A 10,758-nucleotide genomic window follows, 5' to 3' on the forward strand; every position below is an offset into this window, starting at 1 on the left:
GTCGCAACGACGTCGAAGGACAGATCCCAATGTTTATCGAGGTTTCAGAAGGAGGTGCACAATGAACGCCCCATTGCTACACAACGCAGGGCATTTTCTGCGAGTACATTGCTTATCTCGGCGCGTCCGTCCTCGCAGTAGAACGTGAGCGCCGCCCAGTGGTTCAGCGAGTAGTTGATCGCGCCCGTGAGCGTAGACTTCTTCGACAGCGTCGCAAGCTTGGCCCTGATCGTCGATTCGAACGTGTTGAGCAGAGGCTTGCTCTTCTCCTGCCGCACACGCAACCGCTCATCGGGAGGTTTGCCGCGAATGTCGGCTTCGATGCTGTAAAGCTCTCCGATCATCTCGAGCAGTTTCTGGGTATCCGGAGTCGGCGTACGCTCGTGAACGTCGTATATGTACCTCCTCGCGTGATCCCAGCATGCCGCTTCGAAGACGTCGCCGCTTACGTACAGCTGATCGAAGCCGGCGTAGGCATCCGCCTGCAGGATTCCCTTGAAGTTGGCGAGGTGCGTTTGCGGATGAACACCCTTGCGGTCCGACGAGTACGTGAACCAGACTGCCGCAGGCTCCGTCGAGCCCGAGCGTCGATCGTCGCGCACATAGACCCAGAATCGGCCGGTTGTCGTCTTCTGGTTGCCCGGTGTAAGGACGGGAACCGTCGTGTCGTCGCCATGGAGCTTGCCGGCAGCCAGCACGTAGCGCTGGATCGCCTCGACCAGCACCATGCAGAGTTCGACGATCTGGCCCACCCAGCGGCCCATGCTGGCGCGATCAAGCGTCACGCCGTCGCGGGCCGCGATCTCCGACTGGCGATACAGGGGTTGGTGATCCGCGAACTTCGATACCGCGATATCGGCCAGCAGGCTTGGATGCGCGATGCTGCGCTCGATCGGCAGGCCCGGCATCGGCAGTTGTTCGATATAGCCACAGCCGGGGCAAAGCAATTTGCGCCGGATCGTGCGGATCACCTTGAATGCCGCGGCTACGCGCGCGAGCTGTTCGGAGACGTCCTCGCCCAGCGGCTGCATGGTCGTCGCGCACCTGGGGCAGAGCGGATCCGGCTCGAGTACGATCTCCTCGCGCGGCAGGTGCGGCGGGAGCGGCTCTCGCGAAGGCGATTTGCTGGCCGGCGCATTTGGTGTCCTGTCGCGCTGGTTACGCGCCTCGGCAACACCCCGGCCGGCCGTCAGGTCCTCCAGCTGCGCCTCGAGCTTGTCGATCTGCTTCGCGAGTTGTTCGGACTTGCGCCCGAAGTGCATCCGCCTGAGCTTGTCGATCTGCGCTTTCAGGCGCTCGATCTCGTCATCTCGCGCGGCGAGTTCCTCCGCCATCTTCGCAATCGATGCCTGGTGCTCAAGCAGCGATGCGTGTTGCGCGAGCACCATGGCACGGAGCTCGGCGACGGTATCGGGAAGCGGCGCTTGATCGGACATGCGTCGCAGTTTGCGAGCCTTCCTCGTGGTTTACAACATCGAGAGTGCGGCGGTGCGTCGTCGCTGTCGCCAGTCGATGCCCTCGAGCAACATCGACAACTGTGCACTCGTCAGATGGATCTTGCCGCCATCGGCCTGTGGCCAGATGAAACGCCCTCGCTCCAAGCGTGTCGCGAGAAGCCAGAGTCCGTCCTCAGTAGCCCAAAGCACCTTCACGAGATCGCCAAGCCGCACGACATTCAACATACCGATCACAAATCGTTGTGATCGCATACCGCTGGCACCCCGCCTGTGGCCAGGAATACAGACTAGTCCGCCGTACTGGGCGCCGGGGGAATCAGATGGTTCACCTCGACGTTCCGCAACACATCTCCCGGGAATTACCAGCTTGGATGCTCGATGCGTCGATATGCGCGGCAATGTCGCTCGGCGAGCCGCAAGTGAGCGCCGAAGCGCTGGCCTTACTGTGCCGAATCCTGAATGATCGAAAGCGCCAATCCGCCACAGGAGGATCATTGAAACCTCTGTCAACGGAGGGCCATTCCGATGAGACCACTGCAAAGAGAACCCGGCGTCCAGCTTCCGCTGGAACTGGACCGGGATCCAACCTTCAACGCAGGCATCGTGGGGAATCGACGGGAGGAAGTGATCGAAGCACTCGCAGCACTTCTGCTGGAAGCGCTGGGCAAACCGATGAACACAAACGACCCGGGGGAACGCGATGAGCCAGAAGATCACCGCTGAGCATCTATGCCGTGGTGCGATAGTCTACGTCCGGCAGTCAACCATGAGTCAGGTAGTGGAACACACGGAGAGCCAGAATCGTCAGTACGCGCTCGCCGAATCTGCACGGACCATGGGCTTTGCTTCGGTAACCACGATCGACGATGATCTTGGACGCTCAGGGTCCGGCAATATCGAGCGTCCCGGATTCCAGAAGCTAGTCGCGTCAGTGTGTGCCGGATCCGTCGGTGCCGTGTTCTGCCTCGAGGCTTCACGACTCGCGCGCAATGGTCGCGATTGGCACCATCTTATTGACCTTTGCGCACTGGTCGGCACGGTCGTAGTTGATCACGACGGCATTTACGATCCCAGACTGGTTAACGATCGGCTCCTGCTTGGACTAAAAGGCACTATGTCGGAGTACGAACTCAGTCTGCTACGGCAGCGCGGCATCGCTGCCCGTGATTCCAAGGCTCGGCGTGGCGAATTACGCTTCGCGCTACCTCCGGGCTACTGCTGGAACGAGCTTGGGCAGATCGAGATCGATCCAGACCAACGGGTTGCCGAGTCCATCCGGGTGCTCTTCCGTAAGTTTCGCGAACTCGGAAGTGCTCGTCAGGTGCTGCTATGGGCCATACAGTCAGAAGTCAAGCTGCCCGTCACACGACACGGCCCCGCCGGCATCAGGATCGAATGGAGCCGACCTGCATATCACACGGTCGTGCAGATCCTGGAACATCCGGTTTATGCTGGGGCGTATGTGTTTGGACGGACGACCCAACGCACCGCCGTCGTCGACGGACGGGCTCGTAAGACCGAAGGCCACTCCAAGCCGATGAAGGACTGGAGCGTCCTGTTGCGAGACCATCACCCAGGGTACATCACGTGGGATCAGTTCGAGGAGCATCAAAGGATGATTGCCGAGAACACGCACATGAAGAAGCGGGCTTCCCGTCGATCTGCTCGCGGCGGGCGGGCATTGCTGACTGGCTTGGCGCGATGTGGCAGGTGCGGTCGAATGATGCGAGTCAACTACGGCATGAGAGCCGGCCACGCGCATCGTTATTACTGCCGTGGCGATGAAGCACATGTCGGAGCATTTCGCTGTATAGGAATCGGTGGAATACGGATCGACAAAGCGGTGGCGGCCGCAATTCTCGATGCGGTTTCGGAGCATGCGGTCGAAGCAGCCATTCGCGCTGCGCAGCAAACATCGCGCGCAGGCGACGATGCGCGTCGCGCGTTAGCCTGCGAGCTCGAGGAATCGCGCTACGATGCCTCTCTTGCCGCACGCCGGTATGAGGTTGTCGATCCGACGAAACGATTGGTTGCACGCGAGCTTGAAGCGCGCTGGAATGCGGCCCTTGAGCATGTCGCTCACCTCGAAGAGCGCGCAGCGCTTCTGGACCGCGAAGTTGCGAGCCGGCCTGCGATCGACCAGATGCAGTTGATGACGCTCGCGCGCGATCTCCCGGCGACGTGGAATGCGCCGGGCACCGATATGCGAACAAAGCAGCGGCTGACCCGTATTCTCATTCAGGAAGTCGTGATTGATTTAGACGACAACACGAATGAAGCAGTAGCCACGGTTCACTGGACCGGTGGTCGGCACACGGAGCTGCGCGTCGCACGCGTGAATGTTGGTCGATATCCATCTGGTCAACACTTCAGTGCTGTTGAAGTTATGCGCAAGCTTGGCGGGCAGTGGCCCGACAGGGAGCTTGCGGTGACCATGAACCGCATGCGATGCAAATCACCAGACGGCAAGACCTGGACCACGGTTCGTGTTATCGAAATGCGTGAACGGCTGGGCATTGCGCCATTCGATCCCACCGCGTCACACGCGGAAACGATCAGCGTGGAAGAAGCCTCACGACGATTGGGAATCTACGGGAGCTCGATTCACCGCCTAATACGCGAGGGAATACTGCCTGCGACTCAACTCATGCCCTCGGCGCCCTGGCAGGTTCCTGTTGCCGCGCTCGATTCCGAAACCGTTAAGGAGGGTGTACGAGCCATCAAGGAACGGCGGCCGCCTCACTTCAAGACTCGACAGGAAGCAGAGAAGTCACTCAAATTGCCAGGCTTCTAACTAAAGGATGCACTATGTCACGAGACTCCCCCGGCGGCCGCGGAAGATGAATACGTTGCCACCCAGCGGATTCTCTTCGAGCGCTGTCTGCACTTTCGCGGCCAGCCCCTGGAAGCCACAGCGCATATCTGTCACGCCAGCCACAAGCCAAACGCGCGTACCTGCCGGCAGCGCGATCACTTCAGGCATTCCTGCAGGAACGCTTCAGCGCGCTCGGCAGACAGGCCGCGAATCCTCACACGCCGTTTGCCGATCTCCACCTCGATTTCACACACGGGCGCCGGCATTGGTACGCCGCTCGGCGCTTGCGACGCCACTGCCGGCTCAGGCGGCCGCGGTACCAATGCCAAGTCGATCACGTCGACGCTCAGCAGCTTCGTGCTGGGCACGCTCGGCCCAGCTTCGAGTGCAGGTATGATCAGCTTGCCTTCACGGTATTGCTTGCGCCATGCGAACACCACATTGGCGTTGATGTCGTGCCGTCGCGCAACTATCGACACCGACATGCCGGGTTCCAATGTCTCCCTGATCACCTGCTGCTTGAATTCTTGCGCATACGTGCGATGGGGATGCGTACGGCCCGCTGCGTTCGACATGGCTGACTGTCTCCGTCAAGCTGAACGCGCCCATCATGCGTCGAAATATTCAGCACTGGGATACGGTTGTGCCGAGCCGCTTACCTTTCGCTTCGGCGTCGCGCCGACCGCCAATCGCCTCTACAACCTCGTGCGCCGCGGCACCATGAGCACGCCGGCGTCGGTGCTAAGTGAATTCTGGGCGGAACTGCGCGAGAAAAGCCGGGTGCGTATCGAGCATCCGGATCTGCCGACGGATCTGAGCGACGCCGCAGGCGAGCTGATCGGGACGCTGTGGACACGGGCGACGACGTCTGCACAGGCCGAACTGATGTCCCTGCGCGACGAAGTTGAAGCGCAGCGTGCCGAGGCGGAACAGAAAGTGGTCGCGGCGCGCGAGGAGTTGGGTCGGACCGAGACGGCGCTGGAGCAGCGTACGACAGCACTGCTGGCGGCCCAGGTCGAGATCCGGGAGCTGGAGCGGCGGCAGGCCGAGGAGGCCGCCACGCGTAAAGCGCTTGAGGCGCAGATCAAGCGTCTCGGCGAAGAGGCGCTCGTGCGGGAGCGAGAACTCGAGACGGTGCGCCACACCTTCTCGCGTGATTTGGATAAGCTCCGTGAGACCGCCGGCCGTGCCGAGGAGCGCTTACGCGCATCGGAAAAGCGGGCACTGCTGGAGATCGATCGCGAACGCAGCGCGGTGGCCAGGGCTCAGAAAGAACTGGCCGAGGCGACCAAACGCGCCGACAAGCGAGACGCCGAGCATCGTCGCACTGTCGAGGCGCTGCAGGCGCAACAGGGCGATGCCCGCCATCAGGCCGGCGTGCTGCAAGGCAAGCTCGCCGCGATTGAAGCGGCGCACAAGTCACTTCAGGAGCAGTTGAAGACGCTGCGCGGAACGACGCGCGCCCCGACGCGGCGCATGCCCGCGGCAGACTCCGGTCCGGCAGTCAGGCGAGCGGCCCGAAAGGCAGCCGTTGGCAAAACGTCGAGAGCGAAAGCTCACACGTAGATAATGACCGGATGGCGCCAGAGAGTGGCGAGCAGGTCACGGCCGGCCGGTGCGTCTGTCGCGCCGACGGTCTAAAGGAGCAAACGGATGAGAAGATCAGCAGAGAACAAGTTGCGGGTCGTGGCGGTGCGCATCGACCCCGTCATCGAACAGCGGTTGCGCGTGCTGGCCGAGGCCACGGGGCGCAAGCAATCCTTCTTCTTGCAGCGGATGATCGAGGAAGGCCTCGACGCGATGGAAGAAATCTGGCTGTCGCCGGACACCCTGGCCAAGGTTCGAAAGGGCGATTTGCCCGAGCTGCTGTCCACACACAGCACGACCTCGGATCTGTTCGACCTGGATGCGGTCGATGCTGCCTCATAGCAGCCGCGGTTCCGCGTTCTCGTAGCGGTTCGGTAAGATCGCGTTCTTTTTTTTGAGAGGAAGGGATTCAATGAACAAGCAGGAACTGATTGACACTGTGGCGTCGGCGTCCGGTACGAGCAAGATCGCCGCTGAAGATGCAATCAATGCGGTATTTGATACGATTTCGAAAACGGTGGCCGCAGGAGACACCGTTCAGCTGATCGGCTTTGGATCGTTCGGGACCGGCGAACGCGCTGCGCGGACCGGGCGCAATCCGCAGACCGGTGAGGCCATTGATATCGCCGCGGCCAAGACGGTAAAGTTCACCGCCGGGAAAGGCTTCAAAGACGCCGTCAATCAGGCGTGAGCGCAGCAACGACCGGGTGGCGCGCGACGGCCGCAGGCGGGAAGTTTGCCGTCGCATCACTCGTTCGACGGGTCCCGACCTAGTCAGAAAAGCTGAGTCTCGAGCGGTATGAGGTTCACCCACTTCACCGCGGTGCGGCGCTCCTGTCCGTCCGGGTGAATGGAGCGAATCATGACGCGTTGCCCGCGGGCTTCGCCCAGAACTTCCGCGATCCGGCCTTCATAGCGCACCAGGGTGCCGCGCGCCGGCTTGCGTTTAAGTGTCGTGCGACGAGGCAGAGCGGACATTTCCTGACAGGCTGACATGCGATGATGCGATTATCGCCTGTCCTCACACCAACGCAGATTTTTTCGTTCCTTCTCACGCTCGAGAGTCAACCATGCGCCGCATTGCCGTCCGTCACTCGCCCATTCACGGTCGTGGTGTGTTCGCCGCGGCGACTATCTCCGTCGGTGATGTAATCCTCGAGTACAAAGGCGAGATCATCTCGGCGAAAGAGGCACAGCGCCGGTATGCGCGGTCCACCGCGGAAGACGGACATACCTTCTTCTTCGGGCTCGACGACGGACGCATGATCGATGGCGCACAAGGCGGTAACTCCGCGCGTTGGATTAATCACAGTTGCGCGCCCAACTGTGAAGCCGAACAGGAAGGCGACCGGGTCTTCATCCGGGCAACACGCACGATTGAAGAGGGCGCGGAGGTCTTCATCGACTACGCGCTTGATGTCGAAGGGCGCCGAACGGCGGCGCTCAAGCGCCTTTACGCATGTCGGTGCGGCGCTCGCCGCTGTCGCGGCACGATGCTGGATGCGCGTCGGTAGTACTTGTCGTGAGGCGCACCTGGCACGCGGTGATCCATGGAAATGACCATCGAAACGGAACGGCAACTGCTTTCCCGACGCATTGAAATGAATTAGCCTGATCGCTCTTCATCGACGACATTCCTGAGCGCGACGACGATGCAGCAAAGCATGCAACAGCTCGATATATTTGCCGACAGCCGCGACGTGGTACTGCGCAACGACGTCGTGGAGCAATTACAGCGTCGCCATGCGGGGGGCGCGCGCGCCTCACTGACGCAGCTCGCCAGCGAATACCCTGAAGACAGCGCGCTGCCTGCGATGACGGTGCTTGTTTGCGAGCTCGAGAGCGGTTCAGGCCATTCACTGACCGACCACGCGGAGCTGGCGGCGGTCCGGCGACGCCTTGAGGTGGAGGTGATGCCTGCCGCTCAACGGGTGATGCCCGCACAGGACGCTCATGCATGGTCGACACCGTGCTGGCGCTCGCTCGCCGAGCGCGCTGCACCGCTGGTCTTTTGCAGGAGCCACACCGAAAGTCACGCCGCGCCGCTACGGCTCCGCGCAGGGGACTGGGCGGCAGCCACTGACGCCGTCAACACGATCGAATCGTGGTGGCGCATCCCGTCGCCACTCGCCTGGATGACCGAAGCGCGCTATCGAGGGGCCGGTCTCGATGCGGCGTGGCCGCTATTCGCAGAATTGGCATGGCTGGCACCGTCACGATTCGCCGCATTGATTGCCAGGCTTCGGGACGCTTTGCTGGATGTGCTGCGTCGGCGCTTCGATGCTGAGTTTCCCGGCACAGGCGAAATCGAGGACTATGTTTGGTTTCCGGCCTGGCTACTGGTCGTCAAGCCAGCGCTCGCGGGTCGGCTGGGGGAGGCGCGCGTGCAGCGAGAGCTACCTGCGTCGCGTGCCACGGCCTTGCTTGGGGAGATTTTGCGTCGCGAACATGAAGGTGACCAGCACGAATTGGTGAGCTTACGCGAAGAACTGAGTCGGCTGCATACTGGCCTGTTTGACGCATACATGGCAACACGGAAAGTGCAGCATCGATGACCGGAGCCGCTCGCTTCACCGGCATGACCTTCACTTGCGAGCCAGCGGCCTTCGTAACAGGCGAGTTCGCTGAATTCGTACCGTGCTCCCTTCGGCTGGATCTCGAAGCGCCTCCGACGAACCGCCTTTTTCCGCCTGCCGAGCGACCATCACCCGCGCGGCGCGGACAGCGGGCGCTGCGCGTAAAATACGAGGTCAGCCGCACACATGGGAACGGACTTGAACCGGTGCCAACCAGCGAACGGTTCGAGGTCCGCGAGGATAGGCAATAAATAGCGGTAGAAAATTAGAGAGACTCGGGTGTACGGGATGGCCGCGTCCGGCGAAGTGTGGCGAGAAAGAGGCGTGAGGTGTGCGACGGTCGTTCATCGCGTATGCTTGCCAGCTTTGTGCACACTCAACATTGACGACCGTTTGGCTCGCTCCCCCTCCAAAGAGACGCGTGGAAACAAAAAAGATGACCGATGTGCTCGTGCCTGAAGGCGCCTACAGGGACACGCTCAGCGATGTGGTCGCGCTCCTGGAAGACGGCCGGGGTGCCGCAGCGCGGAGCATCAATGCACTGATGACTGCGACCTATTGGTTGGTCGGCCGTCGGATTGTCGAATCGGAGCAGGGCGGGCAGGGGCGAGCTGAGTATGGGCAGGCGCTCTTGCAACGCCTGTCAGCGGATCTGACGAAGCAGTTTGGAAGGGGCTTTGGCGCTGACAATCTGGAACTGATGCGCCTCTTCTACCAGAGCTATCCGCCGAGCGAGATTACCGAATCGGTGATTCGGAAATCTGCGACCCGCGCCTCGCGAACAAAATCCGAATCACCGGTTCGGAAATTCTCGCTCCAGCAGTTGGCTGAACGTTTTCCATTGTCCTGGACGCATTACGTGCGACTAATGCGACGGACGCGATCGCCGGAAGAGCGGTCGTTCTACGAAGGCGAAGCGCTGCGTGGTGGATGGAGCGTGAGACAACTCGAACGCCAGATCGGCAGTCAGTTTTACACCCGCACGTTGATGTCCAACGATAAGCGCGCAATGCTCGCCAAGGGCGCTGTCGCAGCTCCGGGCGACACGATGAAGCCCGAAGAAGCGATCAAAGACCCTTACGTTCTCGAGTTCCTTGACTTGAAGGACGAGTATTCGGAAAGCGACCTTGAAGACGCCCTCATCCACCGGCTCGAGGACTTCTTGCTTGAGCTGGGCGGCGACTTCACGTTCGTAGGGCGGCAGCGGCGATTGCGCATCGGAGACAGTTGGTTTCGTGTAGATCTGCTCTTCTTCCATCGACGACTGCGCTGTCTCGTAATCATCGATCTCAAACTGACCGAGCTGAATCATGCGGATGTCGGGCAGATGCACATGTACTGTAATTACGCGAAGGAACACTGGACACTGCCGGGCGAAAACCCGCCAGTCGGCTTGATCCTTTGTGCAAGAACCAACGAAGCGATCGCACGCTATGCGCTCGACGGCCTGCCCAACAAGGTGCTTGCCGCCGAGTACCACACAGTGCTTCCCGACGAAAAATTGCTCGCGGAGGAGTTGGCGAAAACCCGTAGGGAATGGGAAGCGCAACATCCCATTTTGCTCGACGGAGGCGATCGCTCTCCGGACTGACAGACCGATAGCAGAGTTGTCATCTGCTCGCTGCTCCCAACGCATTAGTCGTTGGTCTCTTGGTCGGCCTGGCGCCACCGATCCGAAAACGCTCATCCGCGCGGCGCGAGATTACGAGGCGACGCAGGCGCAGTTTGCGATGGAGTGTGCCCTGTCCGCGCTGCATTGATGGAAGCCGGCTACGGCTACGAAATCCCGGTAATTGACGTCGTCAATGCCTAGATGCCCTCGTTGCCGCGGCGCTCGCCGGTCGCGTGCCGATGGCCGCGGTGGACGACTGTGTGCGAAGCCTGATTAGCAATGCGAATTCGCTGGTGGGGCGAGCGTTGCACACACGCATGGAAGCCGCCCGGCGCTAGAAAAGAAGAAAAGAGAAGGGTATCGGCCTTATGCGAAGCTTTCCATAAGGCCGATTATGCCAAGTCGTTGATTATGGAAAGTAGCAGGCCGGAACTCGCCCCGAGATCTGATGGAAAGCGGCAAGCAGGAATTCCGGTCTTTGCATAATCACAGCGCCTTCAGGAAGTTGAGCAGCGAGTCAGGTGCCCGATAGCGGGGGACTTTACTTCCGGGTTCTTGAAGCCTTGCAAGCGCACGTTCCTTCATGTTCAGATCGGCTTCGACGTAATGGTGCGTCGTGACAGGGCTCTCATGTCCGAGCCACAACGCGATTACGCTGATGTCGACGCCAGCCTGTAGCAGGTGCATGGCCGTGGTGTGTCGCCTATCTCT

Annotated in this window: 13 protein-coding genes and 1 pseudogene; 8 read left to right on the forward strand and 6 right to left on the reverse strand. The window is 60.9% G+C overall.

Annotation, left to right across the window (positions count from 1 at the left end):
• Positions 1–65: 65 nt before the first annotated feature.
• Positions 66–1,436 (reverse strand): annotated as a pseudogene (gene tnpC / locus AWB82_RS35425) (IS66 family transposase); the annotation flags it as partial.
• 30 nt (positions 1,437–1,466) lie between these two features.
• Positions 1,467–1,682 (reverse strand): IS66 family insertion sequence element accessory protein TnpB, encoded by a 216-nt coding sequence (gene tnpB, locus AWB82_RS35430; RefSeq protein ID WP_200818282.1) that lies wholly within the window; start codon positions 1,680–1,682, stop codon positions 1,467–1,469.
• A gap of 300 nt (positions 1,683–1,982) precedes the next feature.
• Here tnpB (AWB82_RS35430) and AWB82_RS37470 point away from each other — a divergent pair, with 300 nt between their 5' ends.
• Positions 1,983–2,180, forward strand: a complete 198-nt coding sequence (locus AWB82_RS37470) for a hypothetical protein (protein WP_143756976.1) — start codon at positions 1,983–1,985, stop codon at positions 2,178–2,180.
• Positions 2,158–4,251: a recombinase family protein gene (locus tag AWB82_RS35435; RefSeq protein WP_086973921.1), complete on the forward strand. Its 2,094-nt coding sequence runs from the start codon at positions 2,158–2,160 to the stop codon at positions 4,249–4,251. Before AWB82_RS37470 ends, AWB82_RS35435 begins: the two co-directional genes overlap by 23 nt.
• Before the next feature lie 12 nt (positions 4,252–4,263).
• Here AWB82_RS35435 and tnpB (AWB82_RS35440) read toward each other — a convergent pair whose 3' ends face one another.
• Positions 4,264–4,440 carry an IS66 family insertion sequence element accessory protein TnpB gene (gene tnpB, locus AWB82_RS35440; protein WP_407643083.1) on the reverse strand — a complete coding sequence of 59 codons (177 nt, stop codon included), beginning with the start codon at positions 4,438–4,440 and terminating at the stop codon, positions 4,264–4,266.
• Positions 4,428–4,847: an IS66-like element accessory protein TnpA gene (gene tnpA, locus AWB82_RS39305; RefSeq protein ID WP_086973922.1), complete on the reverse strand. Its 420-nt coding sequence runs from the start codon at positions 4,845–4,847 to the stop codon at positions 4,428–4,430. The genes tnpB (AWB82_RS35440) and tnpA overlap by 13 nt, the downstream gene beginning before the upstream one ends.
• Between tnpA and AWB82_RS35450 the strand changes: the two genes are divergently transcribed.
• From AWB82_RS35450 to AWB82_RS35460, 3 genes are all read left to right on the forward strand, one after another.
• Positions 4,846–5,838 carry a DNA-binding protein gene (locus tag AWB82_RS35450; RefSeq protein ID WP_086973923.1) on the forward strand — a complete coding sequence of 331 codons (993 nt, stop codon included), beginning with the start codon at positions 4,846–4,848 and terminating at the stop codon, positions 5,836–5,838. The genes tnpA and AWB82_RS35450 overlap by 2 nt on opposite strands.
• A gap of 87 nt (positions 5,839–5,925) precedes the next feature.
• Complete coding sequence (locus AWB82_RS35455; protein WP_086973924.1) at positions 5,926–6,201, forward strand: hypothetical protein; 276 nt, start codon at positions 5,926–5,928, stop codon at positions 6,199–6,201.
• A gap of 70 nt (positions 6,202–6,271) precedes the next feature.
• Positions 6,272–6,550, forward strand: a complete 279-nt coding sequence (locus AWB82_RS35460) for an HU family DNA-binding protein (RefSeq protein WP_086973925.1) — start codon at positions 6,272–6,274, stop codon at positions 6,548–6,550.
• An 83-nt stretch (positions 6,551–6,633) separates the two neighbouring features.
• Here the strand turns inward: AWB82_RS35460 and AWB82_RS35465 are convergent, their stop codons facing one another.
• A complete protein-coding gene (locus AWB82_RS35465) occupies positions 6,634–6,855 on the reverse strand; it encodes a hypothetical protein (RefSeq protein ID WP_235023584.1) in 222 nt (73 codons plus the stop codon).
• A gap of 74 nt (positions 6,856–6,929) precedes the next feature.
• Here AWB82_RS35465 and AWB82_RS35470 point away from each other — a divergent pair, with 74 nt between their 5' ends.
• From AWB82_RS35470 to AWB82_RS35480, 3 genes are all read left to right on the forward strand, one after another.
• Complete coding sequence (locus tag AWB82_RS35470) at positions 6,930–7,373, forward strand: SET domain-containing protein (protein ID WP_086973927.1); 444 nt, start codon at positions 6,930–6,932, stop codon at positions 7,371–7,373.
• 150 nt (positions 7,374–7,523) lie between these two features.
• Entirely contained in the window at positions 7,524–8,414 is an 891-nt protein-coding gene (locus AWB82_RS35475; RefSeq protein WP_235023585.1) for a hypothetical protein, read from the forward strand.
• A 457-nt stretch (positions 8,415–8,871) separates the two neighbouring features.
• A complete protein-coding gene (locus AWB82_RS35480) occupies positions 8,872–10,026 on the forward strand; it encodes a PDDEXK nuclease domain-containing protein (protein WP_200818283.1) in 1,155 nt (384 codons plus the stop codon).
• Positions 10,027–10,533: 507 nt separating this feature from the next.
• Here AWB82_RS35480 and AWB82_RS35490 read toward each other — a convergent pair.
• Positions 10,534–10,758: tyrosine-type recombinase/integrase (locus tag AWB82_RS35490; RefSeq protein ID WP_200818284.1), on the reverse strand; the 225-nt coding region annotated here is incomplete at its 5' end.

It is taken from the genome of Caballeronia glebae (assembly GCF_001545035.1).
Taxonomy (GTDB): Bacteria; Pseudomonadota; Gammaproteobacteria; order Burkholderiales; family Burkholderiaceae; genus Caballeronia; species Caballeronia glebae.